Genomic DNA, 20,380 nt, shown 5'->3' on the forward strand with positions numbered 1-20,380 from the left:
GGGCCCATGGCTGTCCGGCATCCCGCCCGCGCAGCCACGCGCGCAGGGGCATTTTTGTGAACACCGCCACGCACACCGCTTTCCAAAAAAAGCGCGCCCCTGCTAACTCCGTTTCAGAAAAGTTGTTTATACTTTCTGCGACGACGCCTTGTATATTTCATCAATCGAGGCGGCAAGCGCCTGATTGAACTGCTCATCCGTCATCTGATAGCGCAGTTCCTCCAGCAACGCGCGTGAGAAGCTGGCAATCATGCCATGGTTGGCGGCCAGGCGCCTGCATGCCTCATCGCGTGGGTAGCCGCCCGACAGGGCCACAACACGCTGCACACGCGGATGATTGACCAGATCGAGATAGAGGTCAGGCTTTTCGGGAATGCTGACCTTGAGCATGACCTGATATTCACCCGGCAGCGCTTCCAGCCCACGCCTGAGTTCCGCATGCAGAAGGGCCTCGGCCCCTGCCTTGTCCGGGCTTTTGATCAGCACTTCCGGCTCCAGGATGGGGACAAGGCCGTGCGCGGCAATCTGCTGCGCCAGCGCGAACTGCTGCTGCACGATGGCGGCCACGCCAGCAGGCTCGGGCAGGCGGATGACCGAACGCGCCTTGGTGCCATAAATACCCAGCCTGGCCGCATGTTCCAGCAGCACATCCAGGCCGGGAATGGGCTTCATCATCTGGACGCCGTCGGCTTCGGCCTCCAGTCCCTTGTCCACCTTCAGGAAGGGCACGACGCCACGCTCCTTCCACAGATAGGTCGGGGTCGGCACACCCTCCACCAGTCCGTTCATGGTCTGTTCAAACAGGATGGCGGCAATGATCTTCTTGCCCGTAAAGGCGGGCGACGTGATGACCCTGACCCGCATCTGGTGCATGAGCGCGAACATCTCGGCATCATTGCTATAGGCGGTATCGGGAATTCCATAGTGCCTGAGCGCGCCAGGTGTTGATCCACCGCTCTGGTCCAGCGCCGCGATGAAACCGGCGTGCCTGGACATGTTTTCCTTCATCTGAGCAATCGACATAACCCCGTGTCCTCCCTTTCAGCAATCAATTCCCATGATCAGAACATCTTAAATGTCATATGGTAGACATGCGCCTGTTTTTTAACGTCTCCTTCCCGGAAAATTTCCTCCCGGCACTACCATCGGGAACGGGCATGCAGGTTTCCGGTCCGTTATGCCTATCATGCCGCCCCGTTTCCGCAAAATCATGATACCGGGGCATCAGAACCGAACCGGTACCAATAAAAAACCGGACTGGCGGGCGGTTGTCCCCCTGTCTGTGCCAATAGATGGTCCTGAAAAAAATCATGCAATGACATGGCAGCCGTACCGGAGCAAACAGGGTAACCAAAAAAAATCCCGGCCGCAGGGGCCGGGAGCATGATTTCATAATGTATTCATAACCCTGTCCATTCATCCGTCCCGCACGGCCTGCAGCCGGGATGGGAAAGACATGCTGACAGTCAGGATCTGGCCGGCAGGCCCCCTGCCCGCCCCCTAGAAATCAAGCGATGTCTTGACATAATACATGCCACCACTGAAACCATAGGGGGAATAGGACGGGTATTTTGTCAGTCCCTGCTGTGTATTGGATACGGCGGTCGGCACACGGGTCGGATACTTGTTGCCAATATTATTGGCACCCACGCCAATGGTCCATTTCGGCATCACCTTGTAGTCGACTTCCAGGTTGGTGATGAAGGCGGGGTTCTGTTCAAACGGCACGCCACCGGGGCCGGTCGGGGCGGCCATGTAAATGATGGAACCGTACCGCATTTCCTGCGCAAAGACCGACCACTTGCCATACTGCCAGTTTATGCTGATCTGCTCACGATTCTTGGGGGCCGCGTGCAGCACCATTTCCTTGGTGTATTCATTGACCAGGCTGCTGCGGGAGGAACGGATTTCGTTATCGGAAAAGTTGATGCCCATGGCAAAGCGGAACTTGCCATAATGGCTGGTATGCAGGGTATAATCCGCGCTGAAATCGCCGCCGAATGTCTGTGTATTATACAGATTGGCATAATAGGAAAGCGATGTGGCACTTTCCAGGTTGTAATACTTCAGGGCATCCACCAGGGCCGTATCGCTTGAATCAACGCTGTAGGTCTTTGTGCTGCCCAGACGGTCGTTGATCGCAATATAATACAGATTTCCCGTTACATGGAAATTGTCCACCGGCGTCGCATCAAGCCCGATTGTATAGCTGCGCGAGTATTCACCCTTCATGGTGCCCGCACCAAGGGATTTGGCAATCGCGCTGTTGGCCGGAACCTGGTCAACCGTATAACCGGGATAGGGTGCCGAATAGAAATACGACATTTCCCCCAGCGTCGGCGGCCGGTAACCGCTGTTGATGTTGGCACGGATGGCCCAGCGCTTGTTGAAGTTGTAACGCGTGCCGACCGACCCGGTTTCAACCGTGGCAAGGTTGTTGTAGCTGGCGACACGGCCGCCCAGGGTCCATTCCCACTTGTCGGTTACATAGAAGTCAAGGTTGGCAAAGCCTTCATACACGTCACGGTTCTGGTTCGTCACGGCCAGCGGCACGTTACCGGGATGGTCCGTGGCCCCCAGCCCGCTCCATGACGCGGTTTCGCCCTCGGTCATCTGGAACGTGTCATGACGGTATTCCGCGCCAAACTTCAAATTGATGTCACGGGGCAGGAAGCCGGTCCTGAAGGAGCGTGATCCGCGCAGGCCCGTTGTCAGTTCCGATGAAATGGACGAACCATCATAGAACGACGTCTGGGTGCTGCCGGGGATGGACACATTTTCTGAATCCTTTGTGCCATACTGCTGCGCATCGCGGCCGTAGGTCACATAGGCATCCCATGCGAAGCCGAATTTGCGGGTACGGATCCCGTTATCGGTCTCGAAATCATACTGGTCCATGGTGATGTAGGGCTGGTCGCCATTGGGATACAGGCCGGTATTGATCCATGTATCCGTGCTGGCGGCGCTGCGGTAGGTCTCGGCCACATTGGCACGACGGTGCGAGAAGGTGGACGTGCTGTAGAAACTGAACCCGTTGCCAAACGGCACGGACATGTTTTCGCTCAGTGTTTCCAGTGTGGATTTGGGGATGCCCAGGCCACGCTGCACATTGCGGTTTGCCGTTTCATTACGGGAATCATCGAACAGCGTGCCATAGAAGTCACCGCCGCGCGTGGTTGGTAACTGGTGGGTGACCTGCGCTGCCAGGTCCAGATAGCCGCCCTTGTTGCCAATCGCCATGGCATAACTGGCCGAACCATCCAGCGCCTGACCATCGCCCGCGTAATACCCACTGTTCTTGAAGTTTATGCTGCCGCCATGCGTATCGCGCTTGAGCACGATATTGACCGCCCCCGCTATCGCATCCTGCCCGTACAGCGCGGACGCGCCTTCCGTAATCACCTCGATATGGTCAATCGCGGTAATGGGGATGAGCGAGATATCGGCAGGCTCACTGCCCCAGTTGGTGCCGGAGTTGGAGTTGAAATTGGCGCCGATATGCCGGCGATGCCCGTTGACCAGGATAAGCGTATCGTCAGGTGACTGACCACGCAGCTGCATGGTCTGCACAAAGGAACTGGCACCGCCCCCCGGCAGTGCGGCCGTGGTGATGGCCGGGTTGGCCTGCGCCAGCGCGGACAGCACGTTGCTCTGCCCGGTCTTGAGCAGTTCAGCCCCCGTCACCACCGTGACCTGCGTCGTGCTGTGCCGCGCGGTTGCGGGCGAAAAGACGGAATTGGTCGAATGCCCGCCCACATGAATGACTTCCGGCGTGGCGGAGGCCCGGACCGACGTCGCCACGGCATGCGGGGCCGGTGGCGCCACAGCCTTTTTGGTAGCGGGCCTGTAATGTTTTTCCGGCGTGTAGGACGGTGTCGTCGCAGCCTTGCCAACGGCAGGCGCACATGTACCAAACGCCACCCCAGCCACCAAATATAACTTCCGTTTTGATAGGCCTACCATTGCATCCCCCTGATACCGCCGGACTATGTCGTAACGAATATGTGTGAGGTTATGATACGGATACGTTATGATGTGGCGTCATATAGATTATTAATATCTTGCTTGCCCGCAGGCTTTTTCCATTATCCCGACAACACTACATGACTGGAAATACATTCTATTTTTATTTTCCCGCCACCAGTCATCCATCAGGCGCGGATGCCGCCATGGCCGCGCGGCGGCAGGCGTGACAGGGGGCAGAACGTTAATTTAAAGAAACATTTTCATTACATCATTGTTTTTGTTGACATATTGCAAGGTGAATCCTATCCTTGGCAAAATGCAACCCGCGCATGGGAATGGAGTTCCAGTTGGATATACGACGGCTTCAGGCTTTTGTGAAAATAATCGATCTGGGCAGCATCTCCCGTGCGGCCGATCTGCTGAATATTGCCCAGCCCGCCCTGAGCCAGCAGCTTGCAACGCTGGAAAGCGTGTTCAAGCAGAAACTCGTCATCCGCAGCAAAAGCGGTGTCACCCCTACAACCGCGGGTTCGGAACTCTATCGCCATGCCCAGACGCTGACCAAGCAGTTCGACCGCGCCATGGTGGAAATCAGCCAGGGCGCGGGGCCGCTTGTCGGCAAGGTCTCGGTCGGACTGTCTCCCTACAGCGCGGGGTCCACCCTGTCGGTCGAACTGCTGCGCCGGGTACGCGCACGCCTGCCCAACATTACGCTGCACCTGACCGAAAGCTTTGATGACATCTATAGCGAACTGATCATGACCGGGCGGCTGGACATGGCGGTCATCCATGGTGCGGGGCCGATCAAGGGCGTCATCTTCACGCCGCTGATGAAAGAGGAGTTCTTCCTGCTGGCCCCCCACGGCCTGGAATTCCCCCAAGATGACGCCGGGGCGGTCCAGCTGGTGGATATCAAGGACATTGCCCTTCTGCTGCCACCCAAGCACAACTTCGTCCGCAAAAGCGTTGACATGGCGTTCCTGCGCAAGCAGCTTGAGCCACATATCGTGGCAGAAATTGAAGCGCTCAGTACCCTGCAGGGCGCCATAGAAGAAGGGATCGGCAGCACGATCCTGCCCTGGTCGGTGGCAAGCCGCATCATGGTACCGGGCCGGTCGCGTATCTACCCGCTGCGCAATCCGGTCATACAGGAAGATGTCTCCCTCTGCATTCCTGAAATCATTCCGGAAACCGAGGCATCGGTTGCCGTGCGGGAGCTGCTGATCGAACTGGCCCGCGCCATGGCGACATCCCGCAACTGGCCCGGCACGCAGGCCACCACCTGACCATTCAGCCTGCCTGGCCATGCAGGTTGGGCCGGGTCAGGGCTTCGGGACGCAGCAGTGTCGCCAGTTCTTCACGCGACAGGTAATTCTCCTCCACGATCAGATCCACCACCGTGCGCTGCTCGGCCAGGGCCCGTTTGGCAATGGCGGCGCATCTGTCATATCCCAGCACCGGCACCAGGGCTGTTACGATGCCGATATTGATGTCGGACAGATGCTGGCAACGGGCCGTATCGGCCGTAATGCCCGCGACGCAGCGAGTGGTCAGGATATTGATCGCGGCCCGCAATGTGCTGATGGATGAAAACAGGCAGTAGCCAATCATGGGTTCGAAGGCATTCAGCTGCAACTGCCCGCCATCGGCGCACATGGTAACGGTAAGGTCATGCCCCGCCACCAGATAGGCAACCTGGTTGACTGCTTCGGGTATGACCGGATTGACCTTGCCCGGCATGATGGACGAACCGGCCTGAACGGCGGGCAGCACGATCTCCCCCAGTCCCGCGCGCGGCCCGCTGGACAGCAGGCGCAGGTCACTGGACAGCTTGAGCGCCAGACGCTTCAGCACGCCCGAAAAGAGTACGAAAACCCCGACATCCGATGTCGCCTCGATCAGGTCCGGCGCGCTGGACAGGGGCCGTCCGGTCAGTTCCCGCAACTGTGCCACCGCAGCGCCGGCATATCGGGGGTCGGTATTCAGGCCCGTGCCGATGGCCGTGCCGCCCAGACTGATCTGGCCAAAGGCACGGGCATGGGTTTTCAGGCTGTTGATCTCGGTTCTGATCGCGGTCTGGAACGCCCGGAATTCCTGGCCCAATGTCATGGGCACGGCATCACGCAACTGCGTGCGCCCCACCTTGAGAATGGTGGCAAACGCATCCGCCCTGTCACCCAGAGCCGCCGCAAGCGCCTCCAGCGCAGCCACCAGCGGGTCAACCGCCAGCCACAATCCAAGCCTGAGCGCGGTCGGATAGACATCATTGGTCGACTGCGCCATGTTGACATGGTCGTTGGGGTGAATGAAGGCGTAATCACCCGGTTTCTGGCCCAGCACCTCAAGGGCTACATTGGCAATGACTTCATTGGCGTTCATGTTAGTGGACGTACCTGCCCCACCCTGCATGGTATCCACCACGAAATGCGCCCGGTAGGCAGGATCGGCCAGGATGCGCGCACAGGCGGCATCAATCGCCCGTGCGCGCTGCGCATCCAGATAGCCCAGTTCCAGATTGGCCCGTGCCGCCGCGCGCTTTACCGTAACCAGTGCCTCGACCAGTTCCGCAAAGGCGCCGACAGGGGTGCCACTTATGGGAAAGTTCTCACACGCACGCTGGGTATGCACGCCCCATAACGCGCCCGGCGGCAGCGTGACTTCCCCCAGCAGGTCACGCTCCCTGCGGGCAGGCCCTTCCGCGCCGTGCCGTGATGATTCAGACAGGACATCGGGCCGCCGTACCGTGGAAGCGGACGCGCAGGAGGATATATCGGTCATCTTGACTACCACAGGCTGGAATGATCCCGACAGGAACACGCCCCTACGGGCGGCAGCAGCGCCCTGAAACGGTTCCTTCTGCCGCTGATCGTATCGGTGCCGACCCGCTTTGCCCCCATAGGATTGTTATATGGGGTCAGACAATTTTCGGCGGTATCTAATCCTGTCCGAAACGATTTACGGTATGCGCCGACGCGCGCGCGCTCATTCATGTATTCAAGACCGGAGAGACCGTTAATGCCTGGCTTTGCAGACCGACTGAATGGAATAGGAATCTCGGCCTCCGCCGCCATGACCGACAAGGCTTCCGAACTCAGGGCGGAAGGGCTCAGGATCATCAGCCTGTCCTCCGGTGAACCTGATTTCCCCACGCCCGTCCATGCGGTGGATGCCGCCATAGCCGCCGCCCGCGCGGGGGATACGAAATACCCGCCGCAGGCCGGCAAGCCCGCGCTGAAAAAGGCCATCCAGGCCAAATTCCAGCGTGAGAACCACCTGGATTACGCGCTGGATGAAATCCTGGTGGCCAATGGCGCCAAGCAGATCATCTATGACGCCATGATGGCGACGATCAACCCCGGTGATGAAGTGGTCCTGCCCACCCCGTACTGGATCAGCTATGCCGATATCGCCCGTCTTGGCGGTGCCAGCATCGTGCAGGTTCCGTGTCCCGCCAGCAACAATTTCCGGCTGTCGGCTACCGATCTGGATGCCGCCATTACGCCAGCAACCAAGTGGCTGGTCCTGAACTTCCCCAGCAACCCGACCGGCGCGTGCTGCCCGCGCAAGGACATGGAGGAAATCGCCGCTGTCCTGCTCAAGCACCCGCATGTCTGGATCCTGACGGACGATATCTATGAGCATCTGGTCTATGATGATTTCCAGTTCTGCACACTGGCGGAAGTCGAACCGCGCCTGAAGGACCGCGTGCTGACGGTAAACGGTGTTTCCAAAGCCTATGCCATGACCGGCTGGCGTGTCGGTTTCTGCGGTGGGCCGCGCGACCTGATTGCCGCCATGAACAACATGCAGGGCCAGTCCACCAGCGGCATCAACACTCTGGCGCAGGCAGCGGCCCTGGCCGCGCTGGAAGGCCCTCAGGATTTCCTGAAGGATCGTGCGTCGGAATACCAGGCGCGGCGTGATCTGGTGGTCAGCCTGCTCAATGCCATTCCCGGCGTGCAGTGCCATACCCCGCAGGGCGCCTTCTATGTCTATCCCGATATCAGCGCGTGCATGGGTAAGACCAGTGCCGGGGGCCGCAGGATAGAAAACGATACCGATTTCGTCATGGCGCTGCTGGAGGAACAGCAGGTGGCATCCGTGCAGGGTGCGGCTTACGGTATGAGTCCCTTCTTCCGCATTTCCTACGCGACCGATACCGCCACCCTGCGCGAAGGCTGCCGCCGGATTGCCGAATTCGTGGCCGGCCTGAAGTAAAGTCAGGCCGGAAACTGCCTGAAAAGCCAATCCACGTAGCATCCGACAAGCATAAGGAAGTTTTTGGTGAAGCTTTTTTCAAAAAGCTTCAAAGACCGTCGCCTTTTTGAAAAAAGGCGACACCCAAAACCTTTTATTATTTTTGAATAATTTATAATAAAAAAGGCCGGGCTCACCTGACTGGTGCGCCCGGCCTTTCCTGATTATGCAGGTCAGTGCCAGCGGAAAGACCTGCCCGTGTAACCTGTCTAGTCCTGATGGTCGGGACGGATCTCAAGGATTTTTGCGCCGTAACCCAGCAGCGCACCGGGCTGGGCCATAACATCCACTACTTCGCCACTTACGGGTGCCCGCACGGGCAGTTGCAGGCTTTCCAGGGTCAGGAGTGCGACGACATCATTCCTGCTGACCTGCGCCCCCACGGGCGCGAAGGGCACGTCACGCAGGGGATGGGTCAGGCACAGATGCCCGAAATAGGGCGCCGTGGCGGCAACCGTATCCGTTGCCTCGGCCAACTGTGCCGGAGCCGGTAGCCTGTCCTGCCCCTCCTCAGCCTGTGCGGCCTGCGGCACGCGGATCAGCAGCCTGATACCGGCATCATTCGACAGCTCAAGCGATTCAAGACCCGCATCAGCAAGCCAGCCTGCAATCCGGGCAATCTCGTCCGGATCAGGCAGTGTATCAAACGCCGGGATCAGCTTTGGCGCGTTGTTCATGATTCCGTTCTTTCCGCAAGCCATCGTTCAAGGTAGTGGATGTCCACGCCCCCCTGCTGGAACTGCGGGTCCGCCAGCAGGTCCTGATGCAGGGGAATATTGGTGGACACCCCTTCCACCCGCATTTCCGCCAGCGCCACGCGCAGGCGTGCAATGGCTTCCGCCCGTGTCGCCCCGTGGCTTATGATCTTGCCGATAAGGGAGTCATAATAAGGCTGCACCGTATAGCCGCTTACCACATGCGTATCGACGCGGATTCCCGGCCCGCCGGGCAGGTCCCAGCGCGTGATGGTGCCGGGCGATGGGAAAAAGGTCGCGGCATCTTCCGCATTCAGGCGGCATTCGATGGCATGGCCGTTCTGCCGGATATCCTGCTGGCGGATATGCAGCGCTTCCCCCTGGGCAATACGCAGCTGTTCGGCCACGATATCGATGCCGGTCGTCTCCTCCGTAATGGGGTGTTCGACCTGCACGCGGGTATTCATTTCAATAAAGGCGAAGACCCCGTCTTCATACAGGAATTCGAATGTACCCGCCCCCCGGTAGCCAATACGGCGGCAGGCTTCGGCACAGCGTTCGCCAATCCGGGCAATCGTGTCCGGTTCTATGCCCGGCGCCGGCGCTTCTTCCAGCACTTTCTGGTGGCGGCGCTGGAGCGAGCAGTCCCGCGCACCAAGCCACAGGGCGGTGCCGTGCGTGTCACACAATACCTGAATTTCAACATGCCGCGGCTTCTGCATGAAGCGTTCAAGATACAGGGTCGGATTACCGAAAGCCTGCTGGGCTTCCTTGGCCGTAAGCGTGACCGCCTGGGTCAGTTCATCGGGTGTCTGCACCACCCGCATGCCACGCCCGCCACCACCGCCGGATGCCTTGACAATGACCGGAAACCCGACCTCACGCGCAAGGGCGTGCACTTCTTCCATATCGGCGGGCAGGGGGCCGTCGGAACCGGGCACGCAGGGTACACCGGCATCACGCATGGCGCGCTTGGCGGTAATCTTGTCACCCATCATGCGGATGGATGCGCCCGTGGGGCCGATAAAGGTCAGACCCGCCGCTTCGACCGCATCGGCAAAATCCGCATTTTCCGAAAGGAAGCCATAACCGGGGTGGATTGCCGTGGCACCCGTAAGCTTTGCCGCAAGCAAAAGCCCATCGGGGTCCAGATAGCTGCGCGCGGCCGCTGGCGGGCCAATGCACAGCGCCACGTCGGCTTCGCGCACATGGCGGCTTTCGGCATCCGCTTCCGAATGGACGGCAACGGTCTCAAGGCCCAGCTTGCGGCAGGCCCGCTGGATCCGCAGGGCGATCTCGCCACGATTGGCGATCAGGACCCTTTCAAAACGCACGGGCTTACTCATGCCAGACGGAACAGGGGGGTGCCTGCTTCCACTTCCGCGCCGTCTTCCACCAGGATTGCGGCAATCCGGCCCGCCAGCGTTGCCTTGACCGCGTTGAACACTTTCATTGCCTCCACCAGCCCTACCTGCTGTCCTTCCTTCACCTCGTCCCCCACTGTTACGTAAGGCGGCGTGCCGGGGGAGGAGGAGAGGTGAAAAATACCGTATGAGGGCGATTTTATGACCCGCCCTTCGGCCGGGGTGGCCTGCGCGGGCACGACGGCGGCCGGCAGGGCCGCCCCTTTCCCGCCAACGGATGCGGGCGCGCGGGACACGACCACATGCGGCTGCGGGGCCGCGCCGCGGGTTATGCGTATTTTCCTGCCATCTTCCTCGGCCTCAAGCTCCGCTACCGGAGTGTGGGCCAGCAGGTCTATCAACCGCTTGAGCTGTGGGATATCCACTGGCGTTACACCGCTTCAGCCGTTTTCTTTGCGAAATTGAGACCACCCACGACCTGCATGGTCGGCAGCACTTCCATGAAGCTGACATTCATCCGCTGCGGCGCCAGCACGGCAAAGGCGACCGAATTGGCGATATCCTCGGGCAGCAGCGATTCATATTCGTCAAAGAACCGCTTCCTGGCTTCCGCCATGTCACCGATCAGGCGGCCGAATACTTCGGTTTCCACCCGCGCGGGCGAGACTTCCGTCACCCGGATATGCTTGCCAAACAGGTCACAGCGCAGTTGCTGGGACAGGGAGTGTACCCCTGCCTTGGTTGCATGATAGACCGTGTTGCCACCGGCAAAGGCGTAATGCCCGGCAATCGAGCTGATATTGACGACATGCCCGCGGTCACGCGCGATCATGCCCGGCAGCACAAGGCGGGTCAGCTGCAGGACAGCGCGCAGGTTTACATCCACCAGCGCGTCGATATCCTCCACCGTGGTCCTGGTGATGTTGCCGGTGCGGGACTGACCGGCATTGTTGATCAGGACATCGATTTCCACGCTCTTGACCAGCGCCTCGATCCCCGCCTGGTCGGATACGCTGAGCGCATGCGCAATGCAGCCGGTTTCTTCCGCCAGCTGCGCCAGCCGCTTTGCGTCGCGTGCCACGGCATGCACTTCAATCCCCGCCTCACTCAGGCGACGGACAATTGCGGCACCAATGCCAGATGACGCGCCAGTAACGAGAGCGGTACGATACGGCTGGTTGCTCATTGTAATGGGACCCAATCCTGCAACAGAGAAAAATCCGCCCGGCCACGCAATGCGCGACCGGGCACAGAGTATTGTTTCATGCTACCGGCGCCAAAACCACAGCGCCAAGAGCAGTTCGTTCTTACGCCATAACATAATACGATACCAACGCTACGCCATTGAGCCATAAGATTATCCGATAGCCTCACAGCAAGAATTGCACTGGCCATCATTACCGAAACCCCCCTACCCTTATCTTCAGGCACCGGGCGGCCCGACTCCCGTTTCGTTACGGTTGTGATCCTAAAATGCCCCATCCTGCCCCTTTCCCACGGCATGGCGGCACTGTTCTAGGGACTGTGTATTTTGAACACGGATACGACGCGCGATCTGGAGCGCACCACGGGCCTGGCCCCCGCCATCAGCATGATCGGTACCCGCGCCATGCTGTTTGAAGCCCCCGGCGCGTTCACCATGGCCAGCCAGCGCCGGATATGGGCACTGATGCAGGCGGCACAGGACCGGCCGGACGTGGCCGAACTCATTCCCGGCGTGACCAACCTCATGCTTGTGTTCACCCATCCCCCCCATGACCCCGAACAGGTGGCCGGCTGGCTGCGCCACCAGTGGGCAACCCTGCCCGAACGGCATATCAGGGGCCGCCTTTTTGAAGTCGGCGTACGGTACGGCGGCACGCTGGGGGAAGATCTGGCGGCCGTGGCGGAACATGCGAACCTGTCCCCGCAGGAGGTCATCGCCCTGCACCATGGCAACGACTACACGGTCTGTGCCATTGGCAGCGCGCCGGGGTTTGGCTACCTGCACGGGCTGGACCCGCGCATCGCCACGCCGCGCAAGTCCGTTCCCTCGCTCAACATGCCGGCGGGCACCGTGACAATTGGCGGCATGCAGGCCGGCATTTCCGCACTGACCGGACCCAATGGCTGGAATTCCATAGGGTATGCCGAACTCTCCCTGTTCGACCCGCAGCGCGATCCGCCATCCCTGTTCGCCATCGGGGACCGCATCCGCTTCTATCCGGAAAGCATAGACCTGTGATTATGATCCTTGAAACACCCCCCCTGAACACGGTGCAGGACCTGGGTCGGCCGGGCTATCGCAACCTGGGGGTCGGCTCGTCGGGGGTCATGGACCCGCTGGCGCTTGAGGTCGGCAACATCCTGCTGGGCAATGCGCGCGGGGATGCCTGCATTGAACTGCAGACCTATCCGTTTTCCATACGCTTCGATGCCACGACCAGCTTTGCCATAACCGGGATCGATGCCGAAATCACGCTTGATGGCATGAAAATCCTGCCCTGGTCGGTCGAGACCGCAGGGGCAGGCCAGGTCCTGCGGGTCGGCCCGCCCACATGGGGGGCGCGTGGTTATGTGTGCGTTGCGGGCGGGATTGACGTGCCCGGCGTGCTAGGTTCACGCAGCACGCAGTTGCGCGGTGCGTTTGGTGGGCTGGATGGCCGACCACTGGAAGCGGGTGACACCCTGGCCACGGGTGCCAGCACCCGTCATCTGTCCGGCTATGGCGCCCTGCCCCCCACGGTGGCCGTGGGCGACGAATATGATGAGGGCGAACCCCGCACCGTCAACCTGCGCGCCATTCCCGCAACGGACTATGCGCTTTTCACCCCTGATTCCCAACAGCGGTTCTGGCACACACCCTGGCGCATCACGCCCCAGAGCAACCGCGTGGGCTACCGGCTGGCGGGGGAATCATTGCGCCTGCATCATGCGGTTGAACTGCGCTCCTACGGCATCGTACCCGGCATTGTGCAGGTTCCCCCGGCAGGCGAGCCGATCGTGCAGCTGGCCGATGCCAACACGGCGGGCGGCTACCCCCGCATCGCCACGGTGATCGAGGCCGATCTGTGGCGGCTGGCGCAGGCGCGTATCGGCACGCGCATCCGCTTCCATGAATGCACCCACCAGCAGGGCGTTGCCGCCATGCAGCCGGTTGCGGCCTATCTGGATGACCTGCGGATGATGGTCGCGCATTATCAAAAATCCGCCCGGTGCCGCAGCGGCGCAAAGGCAGGAGAGAAGGCATGAAGATCGATCTCAATTCCGATATGGGCGAAGGTTTCGGCCGCTGGCGGATTGCCGATGATGACGGGCTGATGGACACCATTTCCTCCGCCAACATCGCCTGCGGCTTCCATGCGGGGGACTATGCCATCATGGACCGTACGGTCAGGCTGGCAAAGGAAAAGGGCGTGGGTATTGGCGCCCATCCCGGCCTGCCGGACCTGATCGGCTTTGGCCGCCGGACCATGAGCGTGTCCGACGCGGACATGGAAGCCATGATGACATACCAGATCGGCGCGCTGCAGGGTATTGCTGCCCGGCATGGCCACCGTGTCACGCATGTCAGCTACCACGCGGCCTTTGGCACCATGGCCAACGCGGATGAAGCACTGGCCCTGCGTCTTGTGCGCGCCATTGCAGCGCTAGACCGGGAACTGACCGTGTTCTGCATGCCCGGCCAGCCCACGCAGCGCGCGGCGGAAAAAGCGGGCCTGCGCACCCGGACCCTGTTCCTGGCCGATCGCGCCTACCTGCCCACGGGCGCGCTGGTACCACGCGGGCAGCCGGGTGCGGTCATTCACGACCTGGCGGCGGTACGGGCACGGGTCAGGCAGTTCCTGCATGACGGCTGTGTCACCACGATTGAAGGAAGCACGCTGCCCGTCAGCGCGCGTTCCATCCTTGTGCATAGCGACACGCCCGGCTCACTTGAACTGGCCCGGGCCATCCGCAGCGAGATCGAAGCCAATGGGGGCGTGCTGACGCCTGCAAACCAGATTACGGACTGATCCGTTCCTGTCCTGATCGATGCTTCCGGCATGGCGGGATCGATGCGGGGCTTCACGCAAAGCGTTACCATATCGTAACATAAACCCGGCATCCAGCCGGTATTTCCGGTCCATCATGAACTGCACCTGCCTATATGTCGTGCAACGGGGTTAAGACAGAATGAAGCATGACCTGAAGCGCGGCGCACTCCTGCTGGCATCGGCCACCCTGTTCACGGCAGCCCTGAATGCCCTGCAGAAGCTGACCGGCACGCAGCTCCCGGCGCTTGAGATCATTTTCTTCCGCAACCTGTTTTCACTTCCCTTTGTCCTGCTCATTGCGGCGCGCACGAAGATAATCCTTAAGACCCACCATTTTGGCGGCCACCTGCTGCGCTCGGTAGTGGGGCTTGTCAGCATGATCATGGTGGTGGTGACGGTGACCCGGCTGCCGCTGGCGGAACAGCAGGTACTGTCCTATACCCAGCCGCTTTTCCTGGTCCTGCTGTCCATACCGCTGCTGCATGAAAAGCCGTCCCTCCAGCGCTGGATTGCCGTCTCCATCGGGTTTGCGGGCGTGCTGGTGGTGGCGTCCGGCAAGGGGCTGCTGCACGGCAGTGCGACCACCGTGCCCAGCTGGGCCTATTTCGTGGCCTTGGCGCAGGGCGCCGTGGGTGCGCTGACCACCATGCAGATCCGCCAGCTCTCGGCAACCGAGGCCAGCACCACCATCGCCCTGTGGCAGGCGATCCTGATGACGCTCATGACCGCGCTGCCGCTGCCCTTCATCTGGACCACGCCAGGCATGACGGATGCCCTGTGCCTTGTGGCCGTGGGCGCCTTTGCCGGCATTGCCCAGGTCTTGCAGACCGAAGCCTTTGCTTCAGCACAGGTTTCCGCCATTGGCCCCTTTGCCTATTCCGGCCTGCTATGGGCCGGGCTGATCGGCTGGTTTGGCTTTGGTGAAGTCCCCGGCGTGGCCATGATGTGCGGTGGCCTGCTGATTGTGGGTTCCGGCGTGTGGATGCTGCGCCATGACCGCCCCGCCCGGCAGCAGGAGGCGGTGGCAACAGGCACCATGGATGCCGCAACCGGGACACCACCGTGATGGCAGCCAGTCACCGCAGCGGTACCGCCCTGCCCCCCCCTTCCCGTTCATGACCCATCAGGAGTCAGGTAGCATGATGACAGGTGACGCTGCGACCAGCGCGCGCGAAGCGCGGACCGTCCCTTCCCGTTACGTGTTCTTCGTCCTTGTCTTTCTGATGTATGTCATCAGTTACGGGGATCGCGCGGCACTTTCCATCGCGCTGCCCACGCTGGGAAAGGAATTTACCCTGACCCCGGTGCAGATGGGCTGGGTCTCGTCCAGTTTCCTGTGGTCGTATTTCCTGCTCAACCTGCCCTCCACCATCGTGCTGGACATGGTCGGCGCGCGCGTCATTGGCAGCCTTGCGGTCAGTGTATGGTCCCTGGCCATGCTGCTGGGGGGCATGGTCCATAACATCACCCAGTTCCTCATGACCCGGGTGCTGCTGGGCATAGGGGAGGCCCCGACCTTCGGGGTCGGCGCGACCGTCGTGCGGAACTGGGCGCTACCGCGTGAACGCGGGTCGGTCATGACCGTGTTGCTGACCGGCATGCAACTGGGACTGGCCGGTGGCACGATTGCTGGCGCCTATCTGATCACCCTGTTCGGATGGCGCTTCGAATTCGTGGCGCTGGGTGGGATCGGGCTGCTCTGGGCTGTCGTATGGTGGCTGGTTTACCGCGACCCCGCGCAAAAGGCCACCGCCCCCCGCAGGGAACCCATATCGCTGGCACAGATCCGGGACCTGTTCCGCTCATCCTCCTTTATCGGCATACTGACCGTGCAATGCACCCAGAATTACCTGAATTTTCTGGTCATGTCATGGATGCCGCTCTATCTCATGCACGAACTTCACATCGATACAACCGGAACGGGCACCAGAACGGCCCTGTGCTACCTGTCGGCTGCCATCGGTGCCATCATTATTGGCCGTGTATTTGAACAGGTTGTATTCCGCAATGAAATCCATCCCCCCCGGCGGCGCTATATTGTCGCGGCCTGCCTGACCGGGGCTTCCACGATCGGGCTTCTGCCCCATTTCCATACCATGGCCCCCATCCTGCTGGTCCTGTCGGTTTCGCTTGCCTGCCTGATTGCCGCCAATGGCGCCAATACCGCGCTGCTGACCGACCTGGTGGAAGATGGCCAGAAAATTGGCACCGTTACCGGTGTCACGTTGACATGCAGCAACTCCCTGGGACTGCTTTCACCCATCCTGACCGGCTACATCGTCTTCTATACCGGCAGTTTTGACATGGCATGGTACATGTGCGCGGCCGCGCTGATCATGGCGGCACTCGTCTCGCTCATGCTGGTCCGCGCGCCCATCAGGATGAAGGGATAGGTTTTCCGGCTACGGCACGCGCGCCACAGGGGGCGCGACTGACGCGCAGAAGCCGCCCATGCCCCGCATGCCCGTTTTTTATTTGTGGCGTTACAGGGATAAGGGGATAAAATGATCTTATCCATCCTGTTTATCAGCCTTCCTATTCCATCGGCGCTCCGGTTATTTTGTCGTGCCGCCTCCCTTGTCACAATCGGCCATACGCCTATGCTGGGTGCCCTGACGTGTTACATCCGTATCACCCACAGGGAGCTTCAGTCCGTTGGCCACACCACAACCCGTTGATACGAAACTGACCCGGGCCGCCATTTTTCTGGTCCTGACCCTGACCGGGGCCAAAACGGCCGACCAGACGGTCCGGGACCTGATGGGCGACCTTTCATCGCTTCAGCGTGCTGTCGGCTTCCGGATTCCCGACGGCCAGCTCAGCTGCATCACGGGCATCGGTTCGGATGCATGGGACCGGCTGTTTGGCGGCCCCCGCCCGCGTGAACTCCACCCGTTTGTGGAGATCAACGGTGTCCATCATGCACCCTCCACGCCGGGGGACCTGCTTTTCCATATCCGCGCAACGCGGATGGACCTGTGCTTTGAACTGGCCACCAACATCGTCTCCCGCCTGGAAGGGGCCGCCGATGTCGTGGATGAGGTGCATGGGTTCAAATATTTCGATGAGCGTGACCTGCTGGGCTTTGTCGATGGAACGGAAAACCCGACAGGCCAGGCCGCACGGGACGCAACGCTGATCGGAGCGGAAGATATCCCCTTTAGCGGCGGCAGCTACGTCATAGTACAGAAATACCTGCATGACCTGAAGAAATGGGATGCCATACCCACTGAAGTACAGGAGCATATAATCGGCCGCAGGAAAGTATCCGATATTGAACTGCCTGAATCGGAAAAACCAAGTTACGCCCACAACGTACTGACCAACATTGAAGAAAACGGCGAACAGATCCAGATACTGCGCGACAACATGCCGTTTGGAAAAGTGGGCAGTGGTGAATTCGGCACGTATTTCATCGGTTATGCCCGTTCACCCACACGGGTAGAACAGATGTTGCAGAACATGTTTGTGGGCAGCCCCCCGGGCAATTACGACAGGATACTGGATGTCAGTACCGCCGTGGGGGGCGCCCTGTTCTTCATTCCCACCGCTGATTTTCTGGATAATGCCCCCGCCTTCCCCCTACCTGACGCGCGACCTGCCGAAACCGCTGGCCCGGCCAAACCCGCGCCGGAGATGGCCAGCCCGCATGACGGTTCCCTCGGGATCGGCTCACTCAGAAAGGACGTCTGACATGAACAATCTTCACAAGCATCTGGCCCCGGTTTCCAGTGCCGCATGGACGGAAATCGAGGATGAAGCCACCCGTACCATCCGCCGTCACCTTGCCGGACGGCGCGTGGTCGATACATCCGAACCCAAAGGAACGGCATTTGCCGGGGTCGGTTCCGGACGGGGCACACGGATCGCGGCCCCCCATGAAGGGATTCAGGCGCTACGCCGTGAAGTGCTGCCCCTGGTTGAACTGCGCGTGCCCTTCACCCTGTCGCGTGAAGAAATTGATGCCGTGGAACGCGGATCATGCGATTCCGACTGGCAGCCCGTAAAGGATGCCGCAAGGAAAATTGCCTTTGCGGAGGACCGAGCGGTTTTTGATGGTTACGCAGCCGCCGGCATCCGCGGGTTACGCCAGGGCAGTTCCAATCCCCATCTGAGCCTGCCCGCTTCCGCCAGGGACTTATCCGCACGCCCTTGCCGATGCACTCAATACGCTGCGTCTGGCCGGGGTCAATGGCCCCTATTCCGTCGTACTGGGGGCGCAGGCCTATCTTGCCCTGAACGGGGGAGACGAGGATGGCTATCCTGTCCGCAAGCATGTCGAAAGCCTGATCGACGGCAGCATCATCTGGGCACCCGCCATTGAGGGCGCATTTGTCGTATCGATGCGTGGGGGGGATTTTGCCCTTGATATCGGGCAGGATTTCTCGATCGGGTATCTGGGACATACGGCGGACACGGTTGAACTCTACCTGCAGGAAAGCTTCGTGTTCCGTGTGCTGACAACCGAAGCCGTTGTCGCGCTTGACTGATCATCGATAAAAACACCAGCCCCCGGCTGTCGCCTTCCTGCGGGAAGGCAGCATCCGGGGGCTTTCTTATGCCCTGCGGAACATTTTACGGGCAGGCCCCGGCCCAGCCCGCAAGCGTTGCGGGAACCGGCAACCCGGCCCGTTATCTTTCCCTGCCCGCAGGGAGTACGGACAGGTGCAGCCTTGCCGCACGTCGTTCCTCCAGGGCCAGATGCTCATAATGTATGCGCTGGCGCACCCAGTTCAGCATGCCCGACAGGGTTACAACGGTAATACCCGCAAAGGTCCAGCCATCCAGCGGCTGATGAAACAGGAAGTAGCTGAACGCCACCGCCCATAACATCTGGCTGTACTGCGGCAGGGCCACCCGGTTGGCTGGCGCGCGGGCGGTGGCCATCATCATGAACAGTTGCCCCAGTGCCGCCAGAAAACCGTACCCGAACAGGAACATCCACACCCGCGCGCCATGCGGCCAGTGCGCATGCGCGAACATGAGCGCCCCGTCCCCCACCAGCGGCCCGAACAGGCTGGACCCGAACAGCGAGAGTCGTGGCGTATTGTTCCCGGCCAGCCGGTAGGCAATGACCCCGACCGCATTGGCAACAGCAGCGATCAGGGCACAGAGATGCCCGAGATGCAGCGCGCGCATCCCGGGCCGCAGCACGATCAGCACCCCCACAAACCCCAGGACAACGGACAGCCAGGCCCAACCCGACACCTTCTCGCGCAGCAGGGTCACGGAAAGGATGGTGACAAAAAGCGGCATGAGAAACATGAGAGGTGGTCCCCATTTTTCGGACAGGGCGATAAGCTATCATCTGGCCTGAACGAGGACGGGTTTTATGGGCAAGGTTACGCGGAAACGGTATGCGGCAGAGTTCAAGTCACGGGTTGCGCTGGAGGCGATCCGTGGGGAACTGACGCTGGCGGAACTGGCTTCGAAACATGGCGTGCATCAGACGATGATCGCCCAATGGAAGCGCCAGGCGATCGAAGGCATGGCAAGCCTTTTTTCTGGTAAGTCAGTAACGGAACCTTCAGTCAGCCCTGCTGATGTAGAGAAACTGCACGCCAAGATCGGCCAGTTGCTGGTGGAACGGGATTTTTTGCGGGATGCCTCTGCTCGGTTGGGCGTGATCAGAGGCGGCAGATGATTGACCCGAAGAGAGCATGCCTGCCGATAATCCGGCAATGCACGCTGCTGCAACTCAACCGGTCGGGCGTCTACTATCGGCCTGTGCCACAGAGCGAAGCCAATCTGGAGCTGATGCGGCTGATCGACGCCCAGTTCCTGGAAACGCCGTATTATGGCTCACGGCAGATGACATGGCATCTGCGCCGCCAGGGACATGAAGTGGGCCGCAAGCGGGTCCGGCGGCTCATGGCGATCATGGGCCTGCGGGCGATCTACCAGAAGCCGCGCACGACCGTGCCCCATCCGGAGCATCGGAAATATCCATATCTGCTACGGGATCTGGTCATCAATCGGCCTGACCAGGTCTGGTGTTCCGATATCACATATATTCCCATGAAACGGGGATTTCTCTATCTCGTGGCGATCATGGACTGGTTCACGCGCAAGGTCCTGTCCT

15 protein-coding genes and 3 pseudogenes are annotated in these 20,380 nt (G+C 60.5%); 10 read left to right on the top strand and 8 right to left on the bottom strand.

The window, feature by feature from the left end; translation table 11 throughout:
- Positions 1-126 precede the first annotated feature (126 nt).
- Together CFR78_RS05625 and CFR78_RS05630 are read right to left on the bottom strand one after the other, a co-directional pair.
- Positions 127-1,023, bottom strand: a complete 897-nt coding sequence (locus tag CFR78_RS05625; protein ID WP_034932582.1) for a fructose bisphosphate aldolase — start codon at positions 1,021-1,023, stop codon at positions 127-129.
- Between the two features lie 477 nt (positions 1,024-1,500).
- Positions 1,501-3,963, bottom strand: a complete 2,463-nt coding sequence (locus CFR78_RS05630; RefSeq protein ID WP_172459710.1) for a TonB-dependent receptor plug domain-containing protein — start codon at positions 3,961-3,963, stop codon at positions 1,501-1,503.
- Between the two features lie 350 nt (positions 3,964-4,313).
- Here CFR78_RS05630 and CFR78_RS05635 point away from each other — a divergent pair, with 350 nt between their 5' ends.
- Entirely contained in the window at positions 4,314-5,252 is a 939-nt protein-coding gene (locus CFR78_RS05635) for a LysR substrate-binding domain-containing protein (RefSeq protein ID WP_034932589.1), read from the top strand.
- Between the two features lie 4 nt (positions 5,253-5,256).
- On the opposite strand, the gene CFR78_RS05640 is transcribed toward CFR78_RS05635, so the two are convergent.
- A complete protein-coding gene (locus CFR78_RS05640; protein WP_258365958.1) occupies positions 5,257-6,744 on the bottom strand; it encodes an aspartate ammonia-lyase in 1,488 nt (495 codons plus the stop codon).
- Positions 6,745-6,981: 237 nt separating this feature from the next.
- Between CFR78_RS05640 and CFR78_RS05645 the strand changes: the two genes are divergently transcribed.
- Complete coding sequence (locus tag CFR78_RS05645; protein ID WP_110581017.1) at positions 6,982-8,184, top strand: pyridoxal phosphate-dependent aminotransferase; 1,203 nt, start codon at positions 6,982-6,984, stop codon at positions 8,182-8,184.
- A gap of 248 nt (positions 8,185-8,432) precedes the next feature.
- Here the strand turns inward: CFR78_RS05645 and CFR78_RS05650 are convergent, their stop codons facing one another.
- From CFR78_RS05650 to CFR78_RS05665, 4 genes are read right to left on the bottom strand one after another with little or no spacing between them, the layout of a single operon-like run.
- On the bottom strand, positions 8,433-8,900 hold the full coding sequence (locus CFR78_RS05650; protein ID WP_110581018.1) for a hypothetical protein: 468 nt from the start codon (positions 8,898-8,900) through the stop codon (positions 8,433-8,435).
- Positions 8,897-10,264 carry an acetyl-CoA carboxylase biotin carboxylase subunit gene (accC, locus tag CFR78_RS05655; protein ID WP_110581019.1) on the bottom strand — a complete coding sequence of 456 codons (1,368 nt, stop codon included), beginning with the start codon at positions 10,262-10,264 and terminating at the stop codon, positions 8,897-8,899. The genes CFR78_RS05650 and accC overlap by 4 nt, the downstream gene beginning before the upstream one ends.
- The gene (locus CFR78_RS05660) at positions 10,261-10,707 is read right to left on the bottom strand and encodes an acetyl-CoA carboxylase biotin carboxyl carrier protein (RefSeq protein WP_110581020.1); all 447 of its coding nucleotides are present in this window, start codon (positions 10,705-10,707) and stop codon (positions 10,261-10,263) included. The genes accC and CFR78_RS05660 overlap by 4 nt, the downstream gene beginning before the upstream one ends.
- A 5-nt stretch (positions 10,708-10,712) precedes the next feature.
- Positions 10,713-11,468 carry an SDR family oxidoreductase gene (locus tag CFR78_RS05665; RefSeq protein ID WP_110581021.1) on the bottom strand — a complete coding sequence of 252 codons (756 nt, stop codon included), beginning with the start codon at positions 11,466-11,468 and terminating at the stop codon, positions 10,713-10,715.
- A gap of 405 nt (positions 11,469-11,873) precedes the next feature.
- On the opposite strand from CFR78_RS05665, the gene pxpB reads away from it, so the two are divergent.
- The 7 genes and pseudogenes from pxpB (at position 11,874) to CFR78_RS05700 (ending at position 18,788) form a co-directional block, all read left to right on the top strand.
- On the top strand, positions 11,874-12,506 hold the full coding sequence (gene pxpB, locus CFR78_RS05670) for a 5-oxoprolinase subunit PxpB (protein ID WP_110581034.1): 633 nt from the start codon (positions 11,874-11,876) through the stop codon (positions 12,504-12,506).
- Positions 12,503-13,513, top strand: coding sequence for a 5-oxoprolinase subunit C family protein (locus CFR78_RS05675; protein ID WP_110581022.1), 1,011 nt, complete (start codon positions 12,503-12,505; stop codon positions 13,511-13,513). Before pxpB ends, CFR78_RS05675 begins: the two co-directional genes overlap by 4 nt.
- Positions 13,510-14,277, top strand: coding sequence for a LamB/YcsF family protein (locus tag CFR78_RS05680; RefSeq protein ID WP_110581023.1), 768 nt, complete (start codon positions 13,510-13,512; stop codon positions 14,275-14,277). The genes CFR78_RS05675 and CFR78_RS05680 overlap by 4 nt, the downstream gene beginning before the upstream one ends.
- Before the next feature lie 160 nt (positions 14,278-14,437).
- Positions 14,438-15,364 carry a DMT family transporter gene (locus CFR78_RS05685; RefSeq protein WP_110581024.1) on the top strand — a complete coding sequence of 309 codons (927 nt, stop codon included), beginning with the start codon at positions 14,438-14,440 and terminating at the stop codon, positions 15,362-15,364.
- 73 nt (positions 15,365-15,437) lie between these two features.
- Entirely contained in the window at positions 15,438-16,691 is a 1,254-nt protein-coding gene (locus CFR78_RS05690) for an MFS transporter (protein WP_007398030.1), read from the top strand.
- 262 nt (positions 16,692-16,953) lie between these two features.
- Positions 16,954-17,991: a Dyp-type peroxidase gene (locus tag CFR78_RS05695; protein WP_034932241.1), complete on the top strand. Its 1,038-nt coding sequence runs from the start codon at positions 16,954-16,956 to the stop codon at positions 17,989-17,991.
- 1 nt (position 17,992) lies between these two features.
- A pseudogene (locus tag CFR78_RS05700) lies at positions 17,993-18,788 on the top strand (family 1 encapsulin nanocompartment shell protein).
- 142 nt (positions 18,789-18,930) lie between these two features.
- Here CFR78_RS05700 and CFR78_RS05705 read toward each other — a convergent pair.
- Positions 18,931-19,566, bottom strand: a pseudogene (locus CFR78_RS05705) (DMT family transporter); the annotation flags it as partial.
- 64 nt (positions 19,567-19,630) lie between these two features.
- On the opposite strand from CFR78_RS05705, the pseudogene CFR78_RS05710 reads away from it, so the two are divergent.
- Positions 19,631-20,380: pseudogene (locus CFR78_RS05710) on the top strand (IS3 family transposase); the annotation flags it as partial.

The sequence above is a fragment of the Komagataeibacter rhaeticus genome, assembly GCF_003207855.1.
In the GTDB taxonomy this organism is placed as follows: domain Bacteria; phylum Pseudomonadota; class Alphaproteobacteria; order Acetobacterales; family Acetobacteraceae; genus Komagataeibacter; species Komagataeibacter rhaeticus.